Below are 23,003 nucleotides of genomic sequence, written 5' to 3'. Positions count from 1 at the left end.
GGGCCGACGTGACGACGGCACGGCGCGCGACACTCGCGAAACGGTGAACGGGGAGAAGACGGACATGGCAGAGACCCGTCGACGGCTGCGCTCCAGCACCGTCGTACTCGGCGGGATGGGCGTGATCGCCGCGGCCCTCACCTCCTGCGGCTCGGACCCCGACCGCCGCTGCGTCGACCGCGACAGCTACGACTACATCAACGGCTACAAGATCATCGCCGACAAGAACTGCAAGTCCGGCTCCTCCTCGTCCGGCAAGTCCGGCAAGTCCGGCAAGGGCAAGAAGACCGGCAGCGGCAGCGGCAAGCGCGTCGACGCCGCCTGGTACTACGACGCCGAGGTCAGCGGCGGCTACGCCGACTACGGCACCTTCAGCCGCGACGAGGCCGTCGACCGCGGCGGCTTCGGCTGCTCCGGCTCCGGCAGCAGCGGCGGCTGACGGACCCCCGCGCCATGGAACGCCGCACCATCGAACCCCGCCCCGGCTGGCAGCAGACCGTCGAGGAACAGGGCCTGATCTACCCCCTCACCCGCTACCCCGACGACTCCCTGCGCCCCTACTGGGACGAGAGCGGCTACTACGTCTTCTCCCTCGACGAGGTCGAGGCCCTGGAGGAGGTCGTGGAGGAACTGCACCGCATGTGCCTCGCGGCGGCCGACCACATCGTCACCACCGACCGCTTCGCCGACCTCGGCATCACCGACCCGCGCGTCGCGCAGGCCGTCGCCGAGGCCTGGCACCGCCGCGCCGAACTCCCCTCCGTCTACGGCCGCTTCGACCTCCGCTACGACGGCCGCGGCCCGGCCAAGCTGCTCGAGTACAACGCCGACACCCCCACCTCCCTCGTCGAGGCCGCCTCCCCCCAGTGGTTCTGGATGGAGGAGCGCTTCCCCGGCGCCGACCAGTGGAACTCCCTCCACGAACGCCTCGTCGACGCCTGGCGCAAACAGGCTCCGCTCCTCCCGCCCGGCAGCCCCCTGTACTTCGCCTACTCCGACGCCGACGAACTCGGCGAGGACCTGATGACGGTCGCCTACCTCAAGGAGACCGCCGAGCAGGCCGGCCTGGACACCGGCTGGATCTCCATGGAGGAGATCGGCTGGGACCGCCTCTCCGGCCGCTTCGTCGACCGGCAGCTCCGCTTCATCCGCAGCTGCTTCAAGCTCTATCCGTGGGAATGGCTCACGACCGACCGCTTCGCCGACCACGTCCTCGACACCCTGGACAACGGCGGCGGCACCGGCACCACCCTGTGGATCGAGCCCGCCTGGAAGATGCTGCTCAGCAACAAGGCCCTCCTCGCCATCCTCTGGGAGCTGTACCCGGACCACCCCAACCTCCTCCCCGCCTACCTCGACGGCCCCCGCGACCTGGCCACGACCACCGGATACGTCGCCAAGCCGCTGCTGGGCCGGGAAGGCGCCGGCGTGACCGTCCACGAGCCCGGCACGCCCCCCGTCGTCCGCGACGAGCCCTGCTGCTACCAGGAACTCGCCCCACTGCCCGACTTCGACGGCAACCGCGTCGTCCTCGGCGCCTGGGTCGTCGAGAACGAGTCGGCAGGCCTCGGCATCCGCGAGTCCTCCGGCCTGATCACCGACGAGTACGCCCGCTTCCTGCCACACGTGATCCTCTGACCCCACGGACGGGCCACTGCCGGCTGCACCCGGCCTCGCGCCCGCTGCCCGACGGACCGGCAACCGCTCCCTCGCGGGCGCATGGCCGCTCCCGGCGGGGCCGCTGCCGCTTCCCGGCAGGCCCGTTGCCGCTTCCCGGTGGGCGCATGGACGCCTATCGACGGGCGCACGGCCGACCAGCGGCGGGCGCGGGAGGTTTTCCCGGTGGGCGCTTGGACGCTTCCCGGCAGGCCCGTTGCCGCTTCCCGGTGGCCGCACGGACGCCTATCGACGGGCGCATGGCCGGCCGCCCAGCGGCGGGCCCGGGACGTTTCCCGGCGGACGCACGGCCGACCGGCGACGGGCCCGAGACGTTTCCCGGCGGGCCGCATGGACGCCCATCGACGGGCGCACGGCCGGCCGCCCAGCGGCGGGCCCGGGACGTTTCCCGGCGGGCGCACGGACGCCTACCGGCGGCCTGCCGCCCGCTTCCCGGCGGGCCCATGAACGCTCCCCGACGGGCCCGCGGACGCCCATCGGCGGGCCCGCGGACGCCGACCAGCGGGCCCGCCAACACCCACCGACGCGCCGTCGGCGCCCAGAGGTGTCGCTAAACCCCCAGCACGCCCCGCAGCTGCGCCACCCCCCAGTCCAGGTCCTCCTCCTCGATCACCAGTGGTGGCGCGATGCGGATCGTCGAGCCGTGGGTGTCCTTGACCAGCACACGCCGGTCCATCAGCTTCTCCGAGATGTCACGCCCCGTCCCGTACCGCGGATGCACATCCACGCCCGCCCACAGTCCCCGCCCCCGCACCTGCGTCACCCGCCCCGTCCCGGTCAGCTCCTCCAGTTGCCGGTGCAGGCGCTCGCCCAGCTGCGCCGCCCGGGCCTGGTACTCGCCCGACCGCAGCATCGCGATCACCTCCAGCGCCACCGCGCACGCGAGCGGATTCCCGCCGAACGTCGACCCGTGCTCCCCGGGCCGGAACACCCCCAGCACCTCGGCCGACGACACCACCGCCGACACCGGTACGATCCCGCCGCCCAGCGCTTTCCCCAGCACATACGCGTCCGGCACCACCCCCTCGTGCTCACAGGCGAACGTCCGCCCGGTCCGCCCCAGCCCCGACTGGATCTCATCCGCGACGAACAGCACGTTCCGCTCCCGCGTCAGCTCCCGCACCGCCGGCAGATAACCGGCCGGCGGCACCAGTACCCCCGCCTCGCCCTGGATCGGCTCGATCAGCACCGCGACCGTGTTCTCCGTCAGCGCCTGACGCATCGCCGTCAGATCCCCGTACGGCACGATCTCGAACCCCGGCGTGTAAGGCCCGTAGTCCGCCCGCGCCTCCGGATCCGTGGAGAAGCTGATGATCGTCGTCGTCCGCCCGTGGAAGTTGCCGCCCACGACCACGATCTTCGCCATCTCCGAGGGCACGCCCTTGACCCGGTACCCCCACTTCCGAGCCGTCTTCACCGCCGTCTCCACCGCCTCCGCCCCGGTGTTCATCGGCAGCACCATCTCCATCCCGCACAGCTCGGCGAGCTGCTCGCAGAACGCCGCGAACCGGTCGTGGTGGAACGCCCGCGACGTCAGCGTGACCCGCTCCAGCTGCGCCTTCGCCGCCTCGACCAGCCGCCGGTTGCCGTGCCCGAAATTGAGCGCCGAGTAACCGGCCAGCAGATCCAGATAGCGCCGGCCCTCCACATCCGTCATCCACGCGCCGTCGGCACTCGCGACCACCACCGGCAACGGGTGGTAGGTGTGCGCGCTGTGCGCCTCGGCGGCGGCGATCAGGTCGTCCGTAGCGGTCACGGCACCTCCAGAAGGTGAACCAGAAGCTCAGGGCGCCCTCCTTCCTATCCTCGCTCGCATGGTGGACGCGGGAACTTCGCTCTTCGGCGCGCCCGGTAGGCTGAACCACGGGCCGTGACTGGCGCGCTAGGGATGGGACCGACCATCGGGGAGCGGCCCGAACGGGAAACTGTGCCGTGCGCCTGGGCCGAACCGTGTACGCCGAACGCCACGTCCGGAGGTCCCTGATGTCTGACACGTCTGCGCCCCTCTCCACCGAGTCCACCGCCTTCCGAGCCGCCCTCGACGTGATCCGCGCCGTCGAGCCGCGCGTGGCCGACGCCATCGGCCAGGAGGTCGCCGACCAGCGCGAGATGCTCAAGCTGATCGCCTCCGAGAACTACGCCTCCCCGGCCACCCTGCTGGCCATGGGCAACTGGTTCAGCGACAAGTACGCCGAGGGCACCGTCGGCCGCCGCTTCTACGCCGGCTGCCGCAACGTCGACACCGTCGAGTCCCTGGCCGCCGAGCACGCGAAGGCACTCTTCGGTGCCCGCCACGCCTACGTCCAGCCGCACTCCGGCATCGACGCCAACCTCGTCGCCTTCTGGTCCGTCCTCGCCCAGCGGGTCGAGGTCCCCGCCCTGGAGAAGGCGGGCGCCCGCCAGGTCAACGACCTCTCCGACGCCGACTGGGCCGAGCTGCGCCGGGCCTTCGGCAACCAGCGGATGCTCGGCATGTCCCTGGACGCCGGCGGCCACCTCACCCACGGCTTCCGCCCGAACATCTCCGGCAAGATGTTCGACCAGCGCTCCTACGGCACCGACCCCGCCACCGGCCTCCTCGACTACGAGGCCCTGCGTGCCACCGCCCGCGAGTTCAAGCCGCTGATCATCGTCGCCGGCTACTCGGCCTACCCCCGCCTGGTGAACTTCCGCATCATGCGCGAGATCGCCGACGAGGTCGGGGCGACCCTGATGGTCGACATGGCCCACTTCGCGGGTCTCGTCGCGGGCAAGGTCCTCACCGGTGACTTCGACCCGGTCCCGCACGCCCAGATCGTCACCACCACCACCCACAAGTCGCTGCGCGGCCCGCGCGGCGGCATGGTCCTGTGCGACGACTCCCTCAAGGACCAGGTCGACCGCGGCTGCCCGATGGTCCTCGGCGGCCCGCTCCCGCACGTCATGGCCGCCAAGGCCGTCGCCTTCGCCGAGGCCCGTCAGCCCTCCTTCCAGGACTACGCCCAGCGCATCGTCGACAACTCGCGCGCCCTCGCCGAGGGCCTGATGCGTCGCGGTGCCACCCTGGTCACCGGCGGCACCGACAACCACCTCAACCTGATCGACGTCGCCTCCTCCTACGGCCTCACCGGCCGCCAGGCCGAGGCGGCGCTCCTCGAGTCCGGCATCGTCACCAACCGCAACGCCATCCCCGCCGACCCGAACGGCGCCTGGTACACCTCCGGCATCCGCATCGGCACCCCCGCCCTGACCACCCGTGGCCTGGGCACCGCCGAGATGGACGAGGTCGCCGGCCTCATCGACCGCGTCCTCACCACCACCGAGGCCGGTACCACCAAGTCCGGCGCGCCCTCCAAGGCCGCCCACGTCCTCGACCCGAAGATCGCGGACGAGATCTCCCGCCGCGCCACCGACCTCGTGGCCGGCTTCCCGCTGTACCCGGAGATCGACCTCGGCTGACCCGGCTCACACGTCGATCAGTTCCTGACGTGACCCCCCGTGCGGCGGCCCGGCATCCGGCCGGCCCGCCGCACGGCGTATCAGCAGCGAACCGCCGCCCCCGCGCGGCGGCCCGGCGGCCGGTCCCGGTACCGCCCGCTTCCAGCGCCGCCTCCCGGCCGGCGAGCGTGCGCCGGCGCGCCGCCGTCCGCACTGTGTTCCTCGTCTCATCGGCGACGACCGACAGCAGCCACGGCGACCGATCGGGTCCCACCTGTTCCCGACCAGTTCCGGAGCGACCCCCGCGCTCTGAGAGAATGGTGAGCATGGCCTCTGATCGACCCCGTGTGCTCTCCGGAATCCAGCCCACCGCAGGCTCGTTCCACCTCGGCAACTACCTCGGCGCCGTTCGTCAGTGGGTGGCCCTGCAGGAGTCCCACGACGCCTTCTACATGGTCGTCGACCTGCACGCGATCACGGTCCCGCAGGACCCGAAGGAGCTGCGCGCCAACACCCGGCTCGCCGCCGCGCAGCTGCTCGCGGCCGGGCTCGACCCGGAGCGCTGCACCCTGTTCGTCCAGAGCCATGTGCCCGAGCACGCGCAGCTCGGCTGGGTCATGAACTGCCTCACCGGCTTCGGCGAGGCTTCCCGGATGACGCAGTTCAAGGACAAGTCCGCCAAGCAGGGCGCCGACCGCGCCTCCGTCGGCCTGTTCACGTACCCGGTCCTCCAGGTCGCCGACATCCTGCTGTACCAGGCGAACGAGGTGCCGGTCGGTGAGGACCAGCGCCAGCACATCGAGCTGACCCGTGACCTCGCCGAGCGCTTCAACGGGCGCTTCGGCCAGACGTTCACGGTCCCGAAGCCGTACATCCTCAAGGAGACGGCGAAGATCTACGACCTCCAGGACCCGGCGATCAAGATGAGCAAGTCGGCGTCGACGCCGAAGGGCCTCATCAACCTGCTCGACGAGCCGAAGGCCACCGCCAAGAAGGTCAAGAGCGCGGTCACCGACACGGACACCGTGATCCGCTTCGACGCGGAGGCCAAGCCGGGCGTCAGCAACCTCCTCACCATCTACTCGACCCTCACCGGGACGGGAATCGCGGAACTGGAGCAGCAGTACGCCGGCAAGGGCTACGGTGCGCTCAAGACCGACCTCGCCGAGGTCATGGTCGAGTTCGTGACGCCGTTCCGGGAGCGCACCCAGCAGTACCTGGACGACCCGGAGACGCTGGACTCGATCCTGGCCAAGGGCGCGGAGAAGGCCCGCGCCGTCGCCGCCGAGACGCTGGCGCAGGCCTACGACCGGGTGGGTTTCCTGCCGGCCAAGCACTGAGCCGGGCACCGAGCCGGGTACGTGGCCGTAGTGCGCCGCGTACGCGGTGGAGTGCCGGGCCGCGTGCGGGTCGTGCGCGAAGATCACGGTCCGGTCCGCACCACGCACAGCGCTGCACATCACTACGGCTGCGCCTGCCCAGGGCACAGCCGTGGCCGTACAGTCGATAGCCGGGCGACCGCACCGCGGCCGCCCGCGTCCGCACAGGCGTACGTACCGACACGACGACAGGAGACGACGTGGGGACCGTAACGATCGGTGTGTCGATCGCGGTCCCGGAGCCGCACGGCAGCCTGCTCCAGGAGCGGCGCGCGGGCTTCGGCGACGCCGCGGCTCACGGCATCCCCACGCATGTCACCCTGCTGCCGCCGGCGGAGATCGACGACAGCGAGCTGCCGGCCGTGGAGGCGCACCTCACGGCGGTCGCCGCGGCCGGGCGCCCGTTCCGGATGCGGTTGTCCGGGACGGGCACGTTCCGGCCGCTGTCGCCGGTCGTGTTCGTGCGGATCGTCGACGGCGCCGAGTCCTGTGCCTGGTTGCAGCAGCAGGTCCGTGACCCGTCCGGTCCGGTGGCACGCGAACTGCAGTTCCCGTACCACCCGCACGTCACGATCGCGCACGGCATCGCCGAGGAGGCGATGGACCGCGCGTACGAGGAACTCGCCGACTACGAGGCCGAATGGTCCTGCACCGGCTTCGCGCTGTACGAGCAGGGCGTCGACGGGGTCTGGCGCAAGCTCCGCGATTTCGTCTTCGGCGGCGGCTCGGTGGTACCGCCGCAGGCGGCTCCCGCGGAACGCGGCACGATTCCCAGCTGGTAGCCCTCCCGGGACGGCGTGGCTAGATCGGCAGTCGGCGGAACACCGCGCGGGGCGTGTGGCGCAGCGCCGACATGGTCAGGCGGAGCGCCCCCGGGACCCACACCGTCTCCGAACGCCGGCGCAGCCCCAGTTCGACGGCCGTCGCGACGGCGTCCGGGGTGGTGGTGAGGGGCGGCTCCTCCAGGCCCGCCGTCATCCGCGAACGGACGAAGCCGGGGCGTACGACCATGACGTGGACGCCGGTGCCGTGCAGCGCGTCGCCCAGGCCCTGGGCGAAGGCGTCCAGGCCGGCCTTGCTGGAGCCGTAGATGAAGTTCGAGCGGCGGGCGCGTTCACCGGCGACGGAGGAGAGGAAGACCAGCGAGCCGTGGCCCTGGGTCTGCAGCGCTCGCGCGGTGACCAGGCCGGCGGAGACCGCGCCGGTGTAGTTGGTCTGCGCGACGCGCACCGCGCTCGCCGGTTCCCGCTCGTCGCGTGCCTGGTCGCCGAGCACGCCGAAGGCGAGCAGCACCATGTCGATGTCGCCCTCCGCGAAGACCTTGCCGAGGACCGTCTCGTGCGACTCGGGGTCGAGCGCGTCGAAGGCGACGGTGCGTACGTCGGCGCCGAGGGCGCGCAGTCCTTCGGCGGCCTCCTCCAGGCCGGGCGAGGGGCGGCCCGCCAGCCACACGGTGCGGGTGCGGCGGCCGATCAGGCGGCGGGCGGTGGCGAGCGCGATCTCCGACGTGCCGCCGAGGACGAGCAGGGACTGGGGGAGGCCGAAGGCGTCCTTCACGGCGGCTCCTAGAGGGTGAGTCGACGGGCGAGATCGGAAACGAACACCCCGCGCGGGTCGAGTTCCGCGCGCAGGGCGCGGAAGTCGTCCAGGCGGGGGTACATCGCGGCGAGCAGGTCGGGCCGCAGCCGGGAGTCCTTGGCGAGGTAGACACGTCCGCCCGCGCCGGCCACCTCCTCGTCCAGTTCGTCGAGGAAGGCGTCGAGGCCGGGCAGGGCGGCCGGGATGTCCAGGGCCAGGGTCCAGCCGGGGGCGGGGAAGGAGAGCCAGCCCGGGTCGGCCTCCCCGAAGCGTTTGAGGACGGCCAGGAAGGACGGGCAGCGGCGTTCGGAGATCCGGCGCACGATGCGGCGCAGGGCCTCCTCCTGGCCGTGTCCGACGACGAACTGGTACTGCACGAAGCCGCTGCGGCCGTAGATCCGGTTCCAGTGCGGCACGCCGTCCAGCGGGTGGAAGAAGGTGGAGATCTTCTGCAGTTCGCCGGCACGCGCGCGTGGGGCCCTGCGGAACCAGAGTTCGTTGAACAGGCCCACCGTCCGCCGGGTGAGCAGGCCCTCGGGGAGGACGGCGGGGGCGGCCGGCAGCTGGGAGGGGCGGAAGGCGAGCGGGTCGCGCCGCGCGCGCGTGCCCTTCGGCAGCGCCTCCAGGGGCGCGTGGTCGCCGCGGGTGAGCACCGCGCGGCCGGTCGCCGCGCCGCGGGCCAGCAGGTCGATCCAGGCGACCGAGTAGCGGTAGTGGTGGTCGGTGGCGGTCAGACGGGCCATCAGGTCGTCGAGGTCCGCGGCGCGCTCGGTGTCGACCGACATCAGGGAGGTCTCGACCGGCTGGAGCTGGATCGTCGCCGTCAGGATGACCCCGGTCAGGCCCATGCCGCCCGTGGTCGCGTCGAACAGGGGGGTGCCGCGGCTCACGCCGTGGACGCCGCCGTCGGCCGTCAGCAGCTCCAGGGAGAGCACATGGCGGGAGAAGGATCCCGAGGCGTGGTGGTTCTTGCCGTGGATGTCGGCGCCGATCGCCCCGCCGACGGTCACATAGCGGGTGCCGGGCGTCACCGGCACGAACCAGCCGAGCGGCAGCAGCACCTGCATCAGCCGGTGCAGGGAGACCCCGGCGTCGCACAGCACGGTGCCGGCGTCGGCGTCGATGGCGTGCACGCGGTCCAGGCCCGTCATGTCGAGCACCGCCCCGCCGGCGTTCTGTGCCGCGTCCCCGTAGGCCCGTCCCAGGCCCCGCGGGATGCCGCCGCGGGCTCCGCAGTCACGGACGGCGGCGACGGCCTCCTCGTAGGACCGCGGGCGGATCAGACGGGCGGTGGTGGGAGCGGTGCGGCCCCACCCCGTGACGGAAACGGTCTCGGCAGGCATGTCGGTGACCGTATCGCCCCTATGGGGGCTATTAGGTTTGAAACCTGCACCTCTCCCCGAAATGGGTGATTAATGGGATGTCGCTCAATATTGCCGGAGTTCCGGCGGTGGGGGCGTGAACAGTGAGTCCACATGGACGACCTCGACGACATGGACCACCGAATCCTTTCGGCGCTCCGGGCCTACGGCTCCGACCCGCGTGTCGCCGCGGCCGCGCGCGCCCTGTCGTGGGCCGGTGAGCACGGGGCGCTGTGGCTCGCGGCGGGTCTCGCGGGAGCCGCCGTGGACGGCGCACGGCGTGGCGCCTGGTTGCGTGGAACGGCACTCACCGCGGGCGCGCACGTCGCCAGCATGGGTGTGAAACGGATCGTGCGGCGTCCGCGCCCCGAGCATGTCGAGCCCCTGGTGCGCACCGCCGGACGGCACTCCTTCCCGAGCTCCCACGCCGCCTCCGCGGCCGCCGCGGCCGTCGCCTACGGCGCGCTCGGCACGCTGGGCGCCCAGGTGTTCCCGCCCCTCGCCGTCGCGATGTGCCTCTCACGCCTGGTGGTGGGGGTCCATTACCCCTCCGACGTGGCGGCCGGCGCGGCACTCGGAGCGCTCGCCGCGCGCATGGGGGCGCCCTGGGTGCAGCGGGGCGTGCCCAACGGCCTGGGCGTGAGCGGGTGCGCCGTGACAGGGAGCGCGCATGACTGAGGCAGCGCCCATGACGAACGGCACGCGCACCACCGACCCGGCACCCCATGACGTCACCGCGTGGGCCCCCGAATCCCTGCCCCACGACGTCACCGCGCGGACCCTGGGCTCCGCGCCCCAGGCCGACACCGCGCGGACCCCCGAACCCGCCCTCCGGGAGCCGCGTCCGCCCCGCCCGCGACACGCCGAACAGCCCCGCGGAGGCGGCCTCCTAGGGGGCCTCGTCAGGACCGCGCGGCCCAAGCAGTGGGTCAAGAACGTCCTCGTCGTGGCCGCCCCGGCCGCCGCCGGACAGCTCTTCTCCCAGCAGGCCCTGGTCCGGCTCCCCCTGGTCTTCGCGCTCTTCACCGCGTGCGCCGCGGCCGTCTACCTGATCAACGACGCGCGGGACGCGGAGGCCGACCGCGCGCACCCGACCAAGCGGCACCGCCCGGTCGCCGCCGGGCAGGTCCCGGTGCCGGTCGCCTATGCCGTCGGCGGCGGGCTGGCCGCCCTCGCGCCGGCCGCGGCGGCGTTCCTGACGTCGCCGGTCGTCGCCGCGCTGCTCACGGCGTACGTCGGCATGCAACTGGCGTACTGCGTCGGCCTCAAGCACGTCCTGGTCGTCGACCTCGCCGTGGTCACGACCGGGTTCCTGATGCGGGCGATGGTCGGCGGGCTGGCGCTCGGCATCCCGCTGTCGCGCTGGTTCCTGATCACGACCGGGTTCGGGGCGCTGTTCATGGTCGCGGCGAAACGGTACTCCGAGGCCGTGCAGATGGCCGGGAAAGCGGGCGCCACACGCCCGCTGCTCACCGAGTACACCGTCGGATACCTGCGCTTCGTATGGCAGTTGGCGGCCGGGGTGGCCGTGCTCGGCTACTGCATGTGGGCGCTGGAGGAGGGCGGCGACCCGCACACCGGGCTGCTGCCCTGGCGGCAGCTGTCGATGGTCGCGTTCATCCTGGCGATCCTGCGGTACGCCGTCTTCGCCGACCGGGGCACCGCGGGCGAGCCCGAGGACGTGGTCCTGCGCGACCGCGCGCTCGCCCTGATCGGTCTGGTGTGGCTGGCCATGTACGGCCTGGCGGTGGCCGATTGGTGAGCCGGCCGGTGACTCACGCACCCGCCCGCGCGGATCCCCGTCCACGCCCGCACCGCCGGGAAGTCCTCTCCTTCGCCGCCGTCGGCCTGCTCGCCTACGCGGCGGACCTGGCTCTCTTCACCTGGCTGCGCGGCCCCGTGGCCCTGGACCCGCTCACCGCCAAGGCGCTGTCCTTCGTGGCGGGTTGCACGGTCGCCTACGCGGGCAACGCGCTCGGCACCTACCGGGGGACCGCGCCGGGCTCGCCCTGGCGGCGGTACGCCGTGTTCCTCGCCGTGAACCTCGCCGGCGCCCTGGTGCAGCTGCTCTGTCTCACCGTCAGCCACTACGGCCTCGGCTTCACCTCGCAACGCGCGGACACGGTCTCCGGGGCGGGAATCGGCATGGCACTGGCCACGATCCTGCGCTTCTGGGGAACCCGGACATGGGTCTTTCACAGCGAGGGCGAGGGCAAGGTCGGATCATGGACTGGCTGAAAAACCTCCCGGTCATCGGCCCGTGGGCCGCCCGTCTGATGACCACGCACGCGTGGCGTTCGTACGAGCGCCTGGACCGCGTGAAGTGGACCAGGCTGGCCGCGGCGATGACGTTCACCAGTTTCATCGCGCTGTTCCCGCTGCTGACCGTGGCCGCCGCGATCGGCGCCGCCATGCTCAGCACCGACCAGCAGAAGGAGCTGGAGGACAAGGTCGCCGAGCAGGTGCCCGGCATCTCGGACCAGCTGAACATCGGCGCCCTGGTCGACAACGCCGGCACCGTCGGGATCATCGCGGGCGCCGTGCTGCTGTTCACCGGCATCAGCTGGGTCGGCGCGGTGCGGGACTGTCTGCGCGCGGTGTGGGAGCTGCCCGACGAGGCGGAGAACCCGGTTCTGATCAGGGCGAAGGACGGCGGTGTCCTGGTCGGCCTAGGGGGCGCGGTCCTCGTCACCCTGGCCACCTCCACGGTCGCCTCGGCGGCCGTCGGCTGGATCTCCCGCCAGCTCGGTCTGGTCGAACACGGCTGGGGCAGCCTGCTGTTGCGGATCGCCGCGTTCGCCGTCGCCGTCCTCGCCGACTTCCTGCTGCTGCTGTACGCCCTGACGCTGCTGCCCGGCGTCGAGCCGACCAGGCACCGGCTGGTGGTCGGGGCGCTGATCGGCGCGATCGGGTTCGAGCTGCTGAAGCTGCTGCTGAGCGGCTACCTGCAGGACGTGGCCACGAAGAGCATGTACGGCGCGTTCGGCGTGCCGGTCGCCCTGCTGCTGTGGATCAACCTCACCTCGAAGCTGCTGCTGTACAGCGCCGCCTGGACGGCGACGCCCAGCAAGGACGCGGAGGGCGTCACCGCCGGCGACGCACCAGGTCGGGCAGCGGCCAGCGACGGTTGACCAGGAACGCGGCGCCGCCGAGCAGCAACAGCAGCCCGCCCGCGATCGCCAGGGCGGTCGCGATGCCGCTCGAACCGTTCTCGGCGGTGGCGCTCGCCACCGGCTTGTCCGAGGTCCCGCCGGCCGCGGCGCCCCCGGCCTCGCCCGCGCCCGGCGCGGCGGCCGTGGCCCCCGGCTCGGCGCCGGGCCGGGCCGCGCCCTTGGGCGGCACCAGCTCGCCCACCGGATCGACCTTCCCGGACGCCTTGAAGCCCCAGTCGAAGAGCCTCGCGGTCTCCTTGTAGACCTCGTTGTGGTCGCCCTTCTGCGGGTTCATGACGGTGACGAGCAGCACCTTGCCGCCGCGTTCGGCGACGCCGGTGAAGGTGGCGCCGGCGTTGGTGGTGTTGCCGTTCTTGACGCCCGCGATGCCCTGGTACTGGGAGATGTCGTAGTCGCCGGTGAGCAGCCGGTTGGTGTTCTGGATCTCGAAGGACTCGCGGACCGTCTTGCCCTTCTTGTTCTTCTTGGTCTCGCCGGGGAACTTCGCGGTCACCGTGGAGCAGTACTCGCGGAAGTCCTTCTTCTGGAGCCCGGAGCGGGCGATCAGGGTCAGGTCGTAAGCGGAGGAGACCTGCTCGGGGGCGTCGTAGCCGTCGGGGCTGACCACGTTCGTGTCGAGGGCCTGGAGTTCCTCGGCGTGCGCGTTCATCTCCGCGACGGTCTTCCTGACGCCGCCGTTCATCGCGGACAGCACGTGCACCGCGTCGTTGCCGGAGCGCAGGAAGACACCGAGCCACAGGTCGTGGACGGTGTACGTCTCCTCCTCCTTTATCCCGACCATGCTGGAACCGGCGCCGATGCCTTCCAGGTCGGAGAGGGCGACCTTGTGCTTCTCGTTGCGCGGGAACTTGGGCAGCACGGTGTCGGCGAACAGCATCTTCAGCGTGCTGGCCGGGGCGAGCCGCCAGTGCGCGTTGTGCGCGGCCAGCACCTCGCCGGACTCGGCGTCGGCGACGATCCACGACCGCGCGGTGACGTCCTTCGGCAGCACCGGCACGCCCGGCGCCAGATTGACCTGTGTCCCCGGCTGCCCCAGCCGCTCCCCGCCGACGGTCGACATCTTCGCCGGGGGAGTGGCCGACGGGCTGGCGCTCCCACTCGCCGACGGGGTGGGCTTGGGCGCGGCGAGCGCGGCCGGAGCGGTCAGCGAAAGGGACAACACGGTCGCCGAAGCGACCAGCAGGGATCGACCGGCGATCTTCATGGGTGCGGGCACGAGCGAGAAAGTACAGGGCGGGTTCGCGGAAGTCCCACCCCCCTCTCCACCCCGGACAAGGAACCGGACAGCCGACGGCGATACTGAACGCATGAAACTCAGCCGCCCGATCTCCTGGTTCCTGCTCGCCTTCGGGGTGTGGAGCTGGGTCATCTGGGTCACTTTCGTCAAGAACCTGATCAAGGACGGCAGCGGGCTGGCCTTCGACGACGGTCACCCGACGGCGTACTTCTGGGTGCACCTGCTGCTCGCGGTCGTCTCCTTCGTATTGGGGACGGTCATCGGGGTCATCGGGTTGCGCGGACTGCGTGCACTGCGCCGAACGTCATAGCGGTCGCCGGACCGCAACCACCCCGCCTCAGGAGAGAGCAACGGCATGGTGATCGTCTTCCTGCTCGTCACGGTGAGCGTCCTCGTGGCGGCCAACTGGTACCTGTGGCGCCGCCTGTTCCGGGACACCACGCGCGCCCCGGGACCGGCCCGCCGCGCGGGCGCGGCGCTGATCGCGGGCGGCTGGGTGCTCGCGATCTGCGCGCTGGTCGCCGAACGCGCGGGCGCCCCGTTCTGGCTCCAGCGCACCCTGGCCTGGCCGGGCTTCCTGTGGCTGGCGCTGTCGATCTACCTGCTGCTCGCCCTGCTGGTGGGCGAGGCCGTACGACCGCTGCTGCGCCGTTACCTGGAGCGCCGGGACCGCGCCCCGGAGCCCGTCGCCACGGACGTGCGGCAGCCGGAGCCGATACCGGCGGGCGCGCCGCCCAAGGAGGCCGCCGGGACGCCGGACACGGACCCCGCGCGGTCGCCGTCCGACGACTCCGGGCCGCCCCGGGAGGACGGCCCCGAGCAGGCGCCGGCCGGTCCCTCCCGCCGTCTCTTCGTCTCCCGCGTGGTCGCGGGCGCGGCCGCCACGGCGGCCCTGGGGACGGTCGGCTACGGCTCGTACGGCGTGCTGCGCGGCCCGCGCGTGAAGCGGGTCACCGTCCCGTTGGCCAAGCTCCCGCGCGGGGCGCACGGTTTCCGGATCGCGGTGGTCAGCGACGTCCACCTGGGCCCGGTGCTCGGCCGGGGCTTCGCGCAGAAGGTCGTCGACACCATCAACGCGACCCAGCCCGACCTCATCGCGGTCGTCGGCGACCTCGTTGACGGCAGCGTGAAGGACCTCGGCCCGGCCGCGGCACCCCTCGCCCAGCTGAAGGCCCGTCACGGGGCCCACTTCGTCACCGGCAACCACGAGTACTTCTCCGGCGCCGAGCAGTGGGTCGACGAGGTGCGGCGGCTCGGCCTGCGCCCGCTGGAGAACGACCGCACGGAACTGCCCTACTTCGACCTCGCGGGCGTCAACGACGTGGCGGGCGAGAGCGAGGGGCAGGGCCCCGACTTCGCCAAGGCGCTCGGCGACCGGGACACCGCGCGGGCGTGCGTGCTGCTCGCCCACCAGCCGGTGCAGATCCACGACGCGGTCGAGCACGGTGTCGACCTCCAGCTCTCCGGCCACACCCACGGCGGCCAGCTCTGGCCCGGCAGCCTCCTCGCGGCCGCCGCGAACCCCACGGTGGCGGGCCTGGAGCGGTACGGCGACACACAGCTGTACGTCAGCCGGGGCGCGGGCGCGTGGGGGCCGCCGACCCGGGTCGGGGCGCCCTCGGACATCACCGTGGTGGAACTGGCGTCGCGCCAGGCGTGACCGACCGGCCGGGCGTGGGCCGTCCCCGCCCTGGCCGGTTTTCGCCCTGGCCGGTTCTCGCGGTCCCGCGCGGTCGTGAGAACGCCGCATCCGCACAACGGGCACCACGCGGCCGTTCCGCATCGCACCATGTGTCAGAGGTGTGTGGGGGGTGAGGAGCGAACGTGGTGAGGCGCTACTCCTTTCGGCTGCCCAGGCATCCGGCGTCCGTGGGGCTCGCCCGGCGCCGGGTGCGCGACCATCTGGGCGACTGGGGGCACGGCCCGGACGATCCGGCGCTCACGGACGCCGTGCTGCTGGTGTCCGAGCTGGCCACCAACGTCGTACGGCACGGCGCCCGCGCGGAGGGCGAGTTCGAGGTGACGGTGACCGCGCTGGCCGACGGTTCCTGTCTCGTCGAGGTCTCCGACGAGGACCGGGCCGTCCCCCGGATGCGCACCCCGGACCCATGGGAGGAGAGCGGCCGGGGTCTGCACCTGGTGGAGCACGTCGCCGCCGCGTGGGGCGTGTGGAGCCGGGGGAGCCATGGGAAGACGGTCTGGGCGCTCGTCCACGCGCGCCCCTAGGGGACGTCTCGCCGATCATGCCGGGCTCGCGGCGTCTGGCACCGCGCCTCGCCGCGTTGTCGTCGGTCCCCGATTCCCCCAAGCTCTCGGCTCCGCTCGAGCAGGGAGGGACCCCCATCGCATCGGCTCCCTCCTCCGCCTTGCGACGCACGGCACCAGACGCCGCTCCCTCATCCGGCCTGATCGACGAGACACCCCCTAGGTCGTCCACCGGGTCATTCAGAATCCCTACCGGGTCCTTCAGGACCTCCGCCGGGTCGTTCCGCGGACTTGCCACCGGGGGCGGGCAGCATCCGCGTCATCCCGGGCAGGAAGTCCGTGAACAGCTCGTGCACCTCCCGCACCAGCGGCCGCAGCACCCGGAAGCGGGCCAGCGAAACGCCTCGCGCGGTGAGCCGGGCGCCGCGCTCGGCGAGCCGGTAGCTGCGTTCCCGGCCCTCGGTGCGGTCGAAGATCCAGTACAGGCAGAGTCCCATCTGGGACAGCCACATCAACTCGGGCAGAACGTCCCGCAGTTCCTCTGGCACCTTGGTCTTCGTCGCCCCGGCGAGCACCTGCCGGTGGACGCTGATGGCCTCCACGCGCGCGTGCTCCGACTCGGGGGAGAACGGGCTGAGCGGGCTGTCCGGGTCGGCGGCGTTCTTGAAGAACTGCACCGCGAACTCGTGGTACGGCGTGGCCACGTCCAGCCACGCCTTGAGCACGCCCGCCAGCCGCGCCTCCAGCTCCGTCTCCCGGTCCAGGACTTCGCGGACCGCGGCCTGGTGCTCGGCGGCGATCCGGTCGTAGAAGCCCTGGATCAGGTGTTCCTTGCCGGCGAAGTAGTAGTACGCGTTGCCGACGGAGACCCCGGCCTCCTTGGCGATGGCCCGCATGGTCGTCTTGTCGTAGCCGCGCTCCTGGAACAGCCGCATGGCCGTCTCCAGGATCAGCGCGCGGGTCTGCTCGGACTTGGTGGGCGTGTCGCCCGCACCGGGGCTGTCGTTCTTCGCAGGCACGGTGGAAGAGCCTAGTCAGTGGCCCGGGTCTCCAGGGGGCCAGGCCTCGCCGCCGCAGCCGGGCGGGTCGTACCGCCAGCCGACGCCGGGGTCGTACACCCATCCGTCCGCGCGGCGGTAGGCCCGCCCGGCCCACTGCCCGTCCTGCCGCCGCCCGCGCCTCCCCCGCGCGCCCCGCAGCTTCGCGGCGGCCAGGACCGCGCCGCGGGCCAGCAGCGCCCCCGACGGGGTGCTGAGGCGATGCGCGAGTCCCCTGTGCTCGCGCAGCGCCCACAACGTGACGATCCACGCGGCCGTCCCCTGATACACCTGTCCGGCGTCCCCGACGACGGTGATCTCGTCGAGCGTGCCGCCGTGGTCGAGGCCGGGGAAGCGCCGCCGCGCCTCGTCGGAGCCGGCGGTCACCACCTCCAGCGGGACGAGCTGGGGCTGCCGTACCAGCCAGTCGCGCAGGAAGCCGCACAGGCCGCACTCGGCGTCGTACAGCACGGTGAGCCGGCGGACCGGGACGCGCGCGGCGTCCCGGCCCCAGGCGGTGGCGGCCACCGCGTCCACCCCGTCCACCGCGTCGACAGCGCTCACCGCGTTCACGCCCCGGCCGTGGGAGCGGCCCAGCTCTGAGGGGCGACCGGCGGCAGCTGCTCGCGCTCCATCACGCCGCGCCGCCGGATGCGGTTGAGCACGTACACGTTGCCCAGGTGCATGACGCCCAGCACCAGCAGCACCACGCCCAGCTTCGTCGACAGCGCCTCGAAGATCCCGCGGGTGTCGGTGAGGGTCTCGTCGTCGCTCAGGTACAGCGCCACGAAGCCGAGGTTGACGAGGTAGAAGCCGACCACGAGGAGGTGGTTGACGGCGTCGGCGAGCTTCTCGTCGCCGTGCAGCACGTCGGCGAGGAAGACCCGCCCGTTGCGGCTCAGCGTGCGGGCCACCCAGATGGTCAGGGAGATGCTCACCAGCAGGTAGATGACGTAGGCGACGACCGTACGGTCCATGTCCCCCACCCTTTCTTGAACGCGTTCAAAACGCTGACAGGGGAGACTGTAGACCTGTTTTTGAACGCGTTCAACGCAGAAAGGAGTGCTGCCGATGTGACGCCCGCCTCAGGGGCGGCGCCCCAGTTCCGGCCGCTTGCTGTAGTCCGTGAACCCCAGGACGTTCCCCCAGGGGTCGGCGATCTCGACCGTCCATCCGGTGGCCACGGGGGAGGGTTCGTCGAGCAGGGTGATACCTGCGCCGGTCAGTGCCCGCGCCGCCGTACGCGCGTCCGGCACCTCCAGCCACACCCGTGGCGTCGGCCACGGCGGCGGCCGGTGCCCGAACTCCTCCTCCTGTCGCAGCAGCAGGCCGGGCGTCTCGCCCCCGACCTTCAGCAACGCGATCCCGGCCTCGTCGATCCGGAAGGCCGTCGTGAACCCGGCGCGCTCGTAGAACGTCACCGCCTCGGCGAGGTCGCCGACGGGCAGCAGCACGTTGTCGAAACCGAGCAGCTCGTACGACTGGTTGTCTGACATAACGTCAGAATAAGAGGCAAATTGCCCAAACCCCGGCATTGTGCCGCCCGTAGACACGCCAGGGCCCCGCCCCCAGTGCTGTGCACCGGAGACGGGGCCCTGGGCCACGTACCCGAAAGAGGGTCAGTAGCGGCGCGTGATCAGCGCCCTCTTCACCTCGGCGATCGCCTTCGTGACCTCGATACCGCGCGGGCAGGCGTCCGTGCAGTTGAAGGTCGTACGGCAGCGCCAGACGCCGTCCTTGTCGTTCAGGATCTCCAGGCGCTGCTCGCCGGCCTCGTCACGCGAGTCGAAGATGAACCGGTGCGCGTTGACGATGGCCGCCGGGCCGAAGTACTGCCCGTCGTTCCAGAACACCGGGCAGGAGGACGTGCAGGCGGCGCACAGGATGCACTTCGTGGTGTCGTCGAAGCGCTCACGGTCCTCGGCCGACTGCAGCCGCTCACGGGTCGGCTCGTTGGTGTCCTTCGTGATCAGGAAGGGCATCACGTCCCGGTACGCCTGGAAGAACGGCTCCATGTCCACGACCAGGTCCTTCAGGACCGTCAGGCCCTTGATGGGCTCGATCGTGATCGGCTTCTCGGGGTTGATGTCCTTGATCAGCGTCTTGCAGGCCAGACGGTTCTTGCCGTTGATCCGCATGGCGTCCGAGCCACAGATGCCGTGGGCGCAGGAGCGGCGGAAGGTCAGCGTGCCGTCCAGGTCCCACTTGATCTTGTGCAGACCGTCGAGGACGCGCTCCTTGGGGTCGATCTCCAGCTGGAAGTCTTCCCAGGTCGCCTCCGCCGAGACCTCCGGGTTGAACCGGCGGACCCGGAAGGTGACGGTGATGTACGGCGAGGCCGCGGACCCCGAGTCGGGGGTCTCGACCTTGTCCAGAACAGGGGTAGCCATCAGTACTTACGCTCCATCGGCTGGTAGCGGGTCTGGACGACCGGCTTGTAGTCGAGACGGACGGTTTCCGACCCGTCGGCGCCGACCTCGCGGTACGCCATGGTGTGGCGCATGAAGTTGACGTCGTCGCGGTTCGGGTAGTCCTCGCGGTAGTGACCGCCGCGGGACTCCTTGCGGGCCAGGGCGGAGACCGCCATGACCTCGGCCAGGTCGAGCAGGTTGCCCAGCTCGATGGCCTCCAGCAGGTCCGTGTTGAACCGCTTGCCCTTGTCCTGGATCGCGACGTTCTTGTAGCGCTCGCGCAGCTCGGCGATCTTCTCGACGGCCGTCTTGATCGTCTGCTCGGTGCGGAACACCATGACGTTGGCGTCCATGGTCTCCTGCAGCTCCTTGCGGAGCTGGGCGACCCGCTCGTTGCCGGTGGAGTTGCGCAGCCGCTCGATCTGCTCGACGACCAGGGACTCCGGGTTCTCCGGCAGCTCGACGAAGTCCGCCTTCTGGGAGTACTCGGAGGCGGCGATGCCCGCGCGGCGGCCGAACACGTTGATGTCCAGCAGCGAGTTGGTGCCCAGGCGGTTGGCGCCGTGCACCGAGACGCAGGCGACCTCGCCGGCGGCGTACAGGCCCGGCACGACGGTGGTGTTGTCCGCCAGGACCTCACCCTCGACGTTGGTCGGGATGCCGCCCATGGCGTAGTGCGCGGTCGGCTGGATCGGGATCGGGTCCGTGTACGGCTCGATGCCGAGGTAGGTCCGCGCGAACTCGGTGATGTCCGGGAGCTTGGCGTCCAGCTGCTCCGGCGGCAGGTGCGTGAGGTCCAGGTAGACGTGGTCGCCCTCGGGACCGCAGCCGCGGCCCTCACGGATCTCCGTGTAGATGGAGCGGGACACGACGTCACGGGACGCGAGGTCCTTCATGACCGGCGCGTACTTCTCCATGAAGCGCTCGCCGTCCTTGTTGCGGAGGATGCCGCCCTCACCGCGGGCGCCCTCCGTCAGCAGGATGCCCATGCGCCAGATGCCGGTCGGGTGGAACTGGAAGAACTCCATGTCCTCCAGCGGCAGACCGCGACGGTAGACGGCGGCCTGGCCGTCACCGGTCAGCGTGTGCGCGTTGGACGTCACCTTGAAGAACTTGCCGCAGCCGCCGGAGGCGTAGATCACGGCCTTCGCCTGGAAGACGTGGATCTCACCGGTCGCCAGCTCGTACGCGACGACACCGGCCGACTTCTTGACGCCGTCGACCTCGGTGATCAGCTGGTCCAGGACGTAGAACTCGTTGAAGAACTCCACGCCCTCCTTGACGCAGTTCTGGTACAGCGTCTGGAGGATCATGTGGCCGGTGCGGTCCGCGGCGTAGCAGGACCGGCGGACCGGGGCCTCGCCGTGGTTGCGGCTGTGACCGCCGAAGCGGCGCTGGTCGATCGTGCCGTTCGGGGTGCGGTTGAACGGCAGGCCCATCTTCTCCAGGTCGAGGACCGAGTCGATGGCCTCCTTCGCCAGGATCTCGGCGGCGTCCTGGTCGACCAGGTAGTCACCGCCCTTGACCGTGTCGAAGGTGTGCCACTCCCAGTTGTCCTCCTCCACGTTGGCCAGCGCGGCGGCCATGCCGCCCTGCGCGGCGCCCGTGTGGGAGCGGGTGGGGTAGAGCTTGGTCAGGACCGCGGTGCGGCTGCGCTTCGTCGACTCGATGGCCGCGCGCATACCGGCGCCACCGGCGCCGACGATGACGGTGTCGTACTTGTGGATCTTCATGATTCTCGCAGCCCCGTGCCTAGCGGATGTTCGGGTCGAAGGTGAAGATCACCAGCGTGCCCAGCAGGATGGTGAACACCGTGGCGGTGTAGAGCAGGCCCTTGAGCCACAGCCGGGTGTTCGCACGTTCCGCGTAGTCGTTGATGACCGTGCGCAGGCCGTTGGCGCCGTGCAGCATCGCCAGCCACAGCATCAGCAGGTCCCAGACCTGCCAGAACGGGGAGGCCCAGCGGCCGGCCACGAAGGCGAAGCCGATCTTGGAGACGCCGCCGTCGAGCACGAGCTGGATCAGCAGGTGGCCGATGACCAGGACGACCAGCACCACGCCGGACAGGCGCATGAAGAGCCAGGCCGCCAGCTCGAAGTTGCCCCGCGTGGACTTCGGGGTCTTCTTCGTGCGCTTGCGCGGGGCCTCGATGTAGGGCGCCGGGTTGTCGACGCTGTAGCCGCCCTCGACGGGGCCGACACCGGATGCGGTGGTCTCAGTGGTGGACATGGGCGTCAGCTCCCGAACAGTTCACGAGCGGCGTGGCCGAGGACGGGGTAGATCGCCCCGAGCATCAGCACGACCCAGATGCCTACGACGGTCCAGAGCATCTGCTTCTGGTAGCGCGGGCCCTTCGACCAGAAGTCGACGGCGATGACGCGGAGGCCGTTGAGCGCGTGGAAGAGGATGGCGGCGACGAGGCCGTACTCCAGCACGGCGACGATCGGCGTCTTGTACGTGGCCACGACCTTGTCGTAGGCCTCTGGGGAGACACGCACGAGTGCGGTGTCCAGCACGTGTACGAACAGGAAGAAGAAAATGAGGACGCCGGTGACTCGGTGAGCCACCCAGGACCACATTCCTTCCCGTCCGCGGTACAGCGTTCCAGCCGGCACGGAAGAACCCTCCGGGAGCGGGATTGGGGCCTGCCGGCTTCGGTGGTCGGACGGGCCCGGCCGGGTACGGTCCACCGGCCCCCAGCATCGTAGCGACGGTTGCCTGCGGCGCTTACGCGGGGCCTACCGGTGTGATCAAACTGGCACGCGGATGGGTTAGGGTGCGGCTTCTGTCGCGGGGTGTCCTGTTATCCGCCGGTTGCGTCGCCATTGTGGCTGGTCGCGCCCATGCGGCGGCAGTCGCAGGATCGATTACGGCCCCGCGTCCCTGAGGGCGTCCGCCAGCCGCCCCTTTGCCAGGCGCCGGAGTTCCTCCGCCACCACCAGGCGTTCGTCCTCCGGATCGTTGGCCAATCGTGACCGGATGGCCGTCAGGGCGTGGTTGAGCGCCTCGTCCGGTGATACGTCGTTCACGCAGATGACGAAGACATGACCGAACTTGGCCTCGTAGGCGGCGTACGCGGCGTTCAGGGCGGTATGTGCCGCCTCGTACGTTCCCTCCGGAAGCTCCGGCAGGGACTCCGCCGCCAGGGCCTCCGTCACGTCCGCCGGTGTCAGGTCGTACGCCGCCTCGTCCGCCGCGGCCAGGAGGGAGCCGAGGTCGGGGTAGGGGCGGTGGGCGGCGACGCGGTCGGCCCAGCGGTGGCTGTGCAGGCAGGTGAGAAGGGTGTGCCGGACGGAATCGGCGGGTGCGGTGTTGAAGGCGGCCGGCGGGGCACCGGTGTGGCGGGGCCGATCCGGTATGGCGAGCCGGCTGGGGAGGTCGGGGAGACGGTGCGCGGGCAGCGTGGGTCCTCGAGGAAGGTGTGAAGGATGTGTGCTCACGTTATCGAGAGTGGTCACGGCGTGTCCGACGGTTGCCCGAATTTCACCCGCACGGGAGAGTTTAGGAACGTTTGGTGGACGCGTCGCG

General features: G+C 71.2%; 25 protein-coding genes, 1 pseudogene and 1 riboswitch. Of the genes and pseudogenes, 12 read left to right on the top strand and 14 right to left on the bottom strand.

Features of this window, described 5'->3' with window-relative positions; all coding sequences use genetic code 11:
• Positions 1-64 precede the first annotated feature (64 nt).
• Both ACSU6L_RS14485 and ACSU6L_RS14480 read left to right on the top strand, forming a co-directional pair.
• Entirely contained in the window at positions 65-439 is a 375-nt protein-coding gene (locus ACSU6L_RS14485; RefSeq protein ID WP_437057005.1) for a hypothetical protein, read from the top strand.
• Positions 440-453: 14 nt separating this feature from the next.
• Positions 454-1,638 (top strand): glutathionylspermidine synthase family protein, encoded by a 1,185-nt coding sequence (locus ACSU6L_RS14480; protein ID WP_437057003.1) that lies wholly within the window; start codon positions 454-456, stop codon positions 1,636-1,638.
• Positions 1,639-2,227: 589 nt separating this feature from the next.
• On the opposite strand, the gene rocD is transcribed toward ACSU6L_RS14480, so the two are convergent.
• Complete coding sequence (rocD, locus tag ACSU6L_RS14475) at positions 2,228-3,433, bottom strand: ornithine--oxo-acid transaminase (RefSeq protein ID WP_437057001.1); 1,206 nt, start codon at positions 3,431-3,433, stop codon at positions 2,228-2,230.
• A gap of 104 nt (positions 3,434-3,537) precedes the next feature.
• Positions 3,538-3,628, top strand: a riboswitch (ZMP/ZTP riboswitch).
• Positions 3,629-3,660: 32 nt separating this feature from the next.
• Here rocD and ACSU6L_RS14470 point away from each other — a divergent pair.
• A complete protein-coding gene (locus ACSU6L_RS14470; protein ID WP_437056999.1) occupies positions 3,661-5,115 on the top strand; it encodes a glycine hydroxymethyltransferase in 1,455 nt (484 codons plus the stop codon).
• Between the two features lie 145 nt (positions 5,116-5,260).
• Here ACSU6L_RS14470 and ACSU6L_RS14465 read toward each other — a convergent pair.
• Positions 5,261-5,356, bottom strand: a pseudogene (locus ACSU6L_RS14465) (siderophore-interacting protein); the annotation flags it as partial.
• Positions 5,357-5,420: 64 nt separating this feature from the next.
• Between ACSU6L_RS14465 and trpS the strand changes: the two are divergent.
• Together trpS and ACSU6L_RS14455 are read left to right on the top strand one after the other, a co-directional pair.
• Positions 5,421-6,434 carry a tryptophan--tRNA ligase gene (trpS, locus tag ACSU6L_RS14460; RefSeq protein ID WP_437056997.1) on the top strand — a complete coding sequence of 338 codons (1,014 nt, stop codon included), beginning with the start codon at positions 5,421-5,423 and terminating at the stop codon, positions 6,432-6,434.
• Positions 6,435-6,673: 239 nt separating this feature from the next.
• Entirely contained in the window at positions 6,674-7,255 is a 582-nt protein-coding gene (locus ACSU6L_RS14455; RefSeq protein WP_437056995.1) for a 2'-5' RNA ligase family protein, read from the top strand.
• 19 nt (positions 7,256-7,274) lie between these two features.
• Here ACSU6L_RS14455 and ACSU6L_RS14450 read toward each other — a convergent pair whose 3' ends face one another.
• Positions 7,275-8,030 carry a decaprenylphospho-beta-D-erythro-pentofuranosid-2-ulose 2-reductase gene (locus ACSU6L_RS14450; RefSeq protein ID WP_437056994.1) on the bottom strand — a complete coding sequence of 252 codons (756 nt, stop codon included), beginning with the start codon at positions 8,028-8,030 and terminating at the stop codon, positions 7,275-7,277.
• 8 nt (positions 8,031-8,038) lie between these two features.
• The gene (locus ACSU6L_RS14445; protein WP_437056992.1) at positions 8,039-9,394 is read right to left on the bottom strand and encodes an FAD-binding protein; all 1,356 of its coding nucleotides are present in this window, start codon (positions 9,392-9,394) and stop codon (positions 8,039-8,041) included.
• A gap of 132 nt (positions 9,395-9,526) precedes the next feature.
• Here ACSU6L_RS14445 and ACSU6L_RS14440 point away from each other — a divergent pair, with 132 nt between their 5' ends.
• Genes ACSU6L_RS14440 through ACSU6L_RS14425 form a run of 4 tightly spaced genes read left to right on the top strand, consistent with a single transcriptional unit; the run spans position 9,527 to position 12,543 of the window.
• A complete protein-coding gene (locus tag ACSU6L_RS14440; protein ID WP_437056990.1) occupies positions 9,527-10,090 on the top strand; it encodes a phosphatase PAP2 family protein in 564 nt (187 codons plus the stop codon).
• On the top strand, positions 10,083-11,174 hold the full coding sequence (locus ACSU6L_RS14435) for a decaprenyl-phosphate phosphoribosyltransferase (protein WP_437056988.1): 1,092 nt from the start codon (positions 10,083-10,085) through the stop codon (positions 11,172-11,174). Before ACSU6L_RS14440 ends, ACSU6L_RS14435 begins: the two co-directional genes overlap by 8 nt.
• An 8-nt stretch (positions 11,175-11,182) precedes the next feature.
• Positions 11,183-11,650 (top strand): GtrA family protein, encoded by a 468-nt coding sequence (locus tag ACSU6L_RS14430; RefSeq protein ID WP_437056986.1) that lies wholly within the window; start codon positions 11,183-11,185, stop codon positions 11,648-11,650.
• On the top strand, positions 11,638-12,543 hold the full coding sequence (locus tag ACSU6L_RS14425) for a YihY/virulence factor BrkB family protein (protein WP_437056984.1): 906 nt from the start codon (positions 11,638-11,640) through the stop codon (positions 12,541-12,543). Before ACSU6L_RS14430 ends, ACSU6L_RS14425 begins: the two co-directional genes overlap by 13 nt.
• Here the strand turns inward: ACSU6L_RS14425 and ACSU6L_RS14420 are convergent.
• A complete protein-coding gene (locus ACSU6L_RS14420) occupies positions 12,497-13,801 on the bottom strand; it encodes a D-alanyl-D-alanine carboxypeptidase family protein (RefSeq protein WP_437056982.1) in 1,305 nt (434 codons plus the stop codon). The genes ACSU6L_RS14425 and ACSU6L_RS14420 overlap by 47 nt on opposite strands.
• A 91-nt stretch (positions 13,802-13,892) precedes the next feature.
• On the opposite strand from ACSU6L_RS14420, the gene ACSU6L_RS14415 reads away from it, so the two are divergent.
• The 3 genes from ACSU6L_RS14415 to ACSU6L_RS14405 all read left to right on the top strand — a co-directional run bounded on the left by ACSU6L_RS14415 (position 13,893) and on the right by ACSU6L_RS14405 (position 16,048).
• Positions 13,893-14,132, top strand: coding sequence for an SCO4848 family membrane protein (locus ACSU6L_RS14415; RefSeq protein WP_073940762.1), 240 nt, complete (start codon positions 13,893-13,895; stop codon positions 14,130-14,132).
• 45 nt (positions 14,133-14,177) lie between these two features.
• The gene (locus ACSU6L_RS14410; RefSeq protein WP_437056979.1) at positions 14,178-15,482 is read left to right on the top strand and encodes a metallophosphoesterase; all 1,305 of its coding nucleotides are present in this window, start codon (positions 14,178-14,180) and stop codon (positions 15,480-15,482) included.
• 164 nt (positions 15,483-15,646) lie between these two features.
• On the top strand, positions 15,647-16,048 hold the full coding sequence (locus ACSU6L_RS14405) for an ATP-binding protein (protein ID WP_437056977.1): 402 nt from the start codon (positions 15,647-15,649) through the stop codon (positions 16,046-16,048).
• Between the two features lie 215 nt (positions 16,049-16,263).
• Here the strand turns inward: ACSU6L_RS14405 and ACSU6L_RS14400 are convergent, their stop codons facing one another.
• The 9 genes from ACSU6L_RS14400 to ACSU6L_RS14360 all read right to left on the bottom strand — a co-directional run bounded on the left by ACSU6L_RS14400 (position 16,264) and on the right by ACSU6L_RS14360 (position 22,915).
• The gene (locus tag ACSU6L_RS14400) at positions 16,264-17,046 is read right to left on the bottom strand and encodes a TetR/AcrR family transcriptional regulator (protein ID WP_437056975.1); all 783 of its coding nucleotides are present in this window, start codon (positions 17,044-17,046) and stop codon (positions 16,264-16,266) included.
• A gap of 15 nt (positions 17,047-17,061) precedes the next feature.
• On the bottom strand, positions 17,062-17,592 hold the full coding sequence (locus ACSU6L_RS14395; RefSeq protein ID WP_437064891.1) for a thiol-disulfide oxidoreductase DCC family protein: 531 nt from the start codon (positions 17,590-17,592) through the stop codon (positions 17,062-17,064).
• A 41-nt stretch (positions 17,593-17,633) separates the two neighbouring features.
• Positions 17,634-18,041 carry a hypothetical protein gene (locus ACSU6L_RS14390; protein ID WP_437056973.1) on the bottom strand — a complete coding sequence of 136 codons (408 nt, stop codon included), beginning with the start codon at positions 18,039-18,041 and terminating at the stop codon, positions 17,634-17,636.
• A gap of 108 nt (positions 18,042-18,149) precedes the next feature.
• Positions 18,150-18,560: a VOC family protein gene (locus ACSU6L_RS14385; RefSeq protein ID WP_073940420.1), complete on the bottom strand. Its 411-nt coding sequence runs from the start codon at positions 18,558-18,560 to the stop codon at positions 18,150-18,152.
• 123 nt (positions 18,561-18,683) lie between these two features.
• Complete coding sequence (locus ACSU6L_RS14380) at positions 18,684-19,454, bottom strand: succinate dehydrogenase iron-sulfur subunit (RefSeq protein WP_073940419.1); 771 nt, start codon at positions 19,452-19,454, stop codon at positions 18,684-18,686.
• The gene (gene sdhA, locus ACSU6L_RS14375; RefSeq protein ID WP_437056971.1) at positions 19,454-21,208 is read right to left on the bottom strand and encodes a succinate dehydrogenase flavoprotein subunit; all 1,755 of its coding nucleotides are present in this window, start codon (positions 21,206-21,208) and stop codon (positions 19,454-19,456) included. Before sdhA ends, ACSU6L_RS14380 begins: the two co-directional genes overlap by 1 nt.
• Positions 21,209-21,227: 19 nt before the next feature.
• Positions 21,228-21,704, bottom strand: coding sequence for a succinate dehydrogenase hydrophobic membrane anchor subunit (locus tag ACSU6L_RS14370; protein WP_073940417.1), 477 nt, complete (start codon positions 21,702-21,704; stop codon positions 21,228-21,230).
• 5 nt (positions 21,705-21,709) lie between these two features.
• On the bottom strand, positions 21,710-22,090 hold the full coding sequence (gene sdhC, locus ACSU6L_RS14365) for a succinate dehydrogenase, cytochrome b556 subunit (RefSeq protein ID WP_073940416.1): 381 nt from the start codon (positions 22,088-22,090) through the stop codon (positions 21,710-21,712).
• 252 nt (positions 22,091-22,342) lie between these two features.
• Positions 22,343-22,915, bottom strand: a complete 573-nt coding sequence (locus tag ACSU6L_RS14360) for a 2-oxo-4-hydroxy-4-carboxy-5-ureidoimidazoline decarboxylase (protein ID WP_437056968.1) — start codon at positions 22,913-22,915, stop codon at positions 22,343-22,345.
• Positions 22,916-23,003: the final 88 nt, after the last annotated feature.

Origin of the sequence: Streptomyces sp. enrichment culture, from assembly GCF_964272855.1 — a bacterium.
Classification (GTDB): domain Bacteria; phylum Actinomycetota; class Actinomycetes; order Streptomycetales; family Streptomycetaceae; genus Streptomyces.
This window is presented reverse-complemented; position numbering and strand designations above follow the sequence as displayed.

Bases quoted from the DNA above. Each gene is read 5' to 3' on its own strand.
- ACSU6L_RS14485 (WP_437057005.1), top strand. From the start codon at position 65: ATGGCAGAGACCCGTCGACGGCTGCGCTCCAGCACCGTCGTACTCGGC.
- ACSU6L_RS14480 (WP_437057003.1), top strand. From the start codon at position 454: ATGGAACGCCGCACCATCGAACCCCGCCCCGGCTGGCAGCAGACCGTC.
- ACSU6L_RS14470 (WP_437056999.1), top strand. From the start codon at position 3,661: ATGTCTGACACGTCTGCGCCCCTCTCCACCGAGTCCACCGCCTTCCGA.
- trpS (WP_437056997.1), top strand. From the start codon at position 5,421: ATGGCCTCTGATCGACCCCGTGTGCTCTCCGGAATCCAGCCCACCGCA.
- ACSU6L_RS14445 (WP_437056992.1), bottom strand. From the start codon at position 9,394: ATGCCTGCCGAGACCGTTTCCGTCACGGGGTGGGGCCGCACCGCTCCC.
- ACSU6L_RS14440 (WP_437056990.1), top strand. From the start codon at position 9,527: ATGGACGACCTCGACGACATGGACCACCGAATCCTTTCGGCGCTCCGG.
- ACSU6L_RS14435 (WP_437056988.1), top strand. From the start codon at position 10,083: ATGACTGAGGCAGCGCCCATGACGAACGGCACGCGCACCACCGACCCG.
- ACSU6L_RS14425 (WP_437056984.1), top strand. From the start codon at position 11,638: ATGGACTGGCTGAAAAACCTCCCGGTCATCGGCCCGTGGGCCGCCCGT.
- ACSU6L_RS14415 (WP_073940762.1), top strand. From the start codon at position 13,893: ATGAAACTCAGCCGCCCGATCTCCTGGTTCCTGCTCGCCTTCGGGGTG.
- ACSU6L_RS14410 (WP_437056979.1), top strand. From the start codon at position 14,178: ATGGTGATCGTCTTCCTGCTCGTCACGGTGAGCGTCCTCGTGGCGGCC.
- ACSU6L_RS14390 (WP_437056973.1), bottom strand. From the start codon at position 18,041: ATGGACCGTACGGTCGTCGCCTACGTCATCTACCTGCTGGTGAGCATC.
- ACSU6L_RS14385 (WP_073940420.1), bottom strand. From the start codon at position 18,560: ATGTCAGACAACCAGTCGTACGAGCTGCTCGGTTTCGACAACGTGCTG.
- ACSU6L_RS14380 (WP_073940419.1), bottom strand. From the start codon at position 19,454: ATGGCTACCCCTGTTCTGGACAAGGTCGAGACCCCCGACTCGGGGTCC.
- sdhA (WP_437056971.1), bottom strand. From the start codon at position 21,208: ATGAAGATCCACAAGTACGACACCGTCATCGTCGGCGCCGGTGGCGCC.
- ACSU6L_RS14370 (WP_073940417.1), bottom strand. From the start codon at position 21,704: ATGTCCACCACTGAGACCACCGCATCCGGTGTCGGCCCCGTCGAGGGC.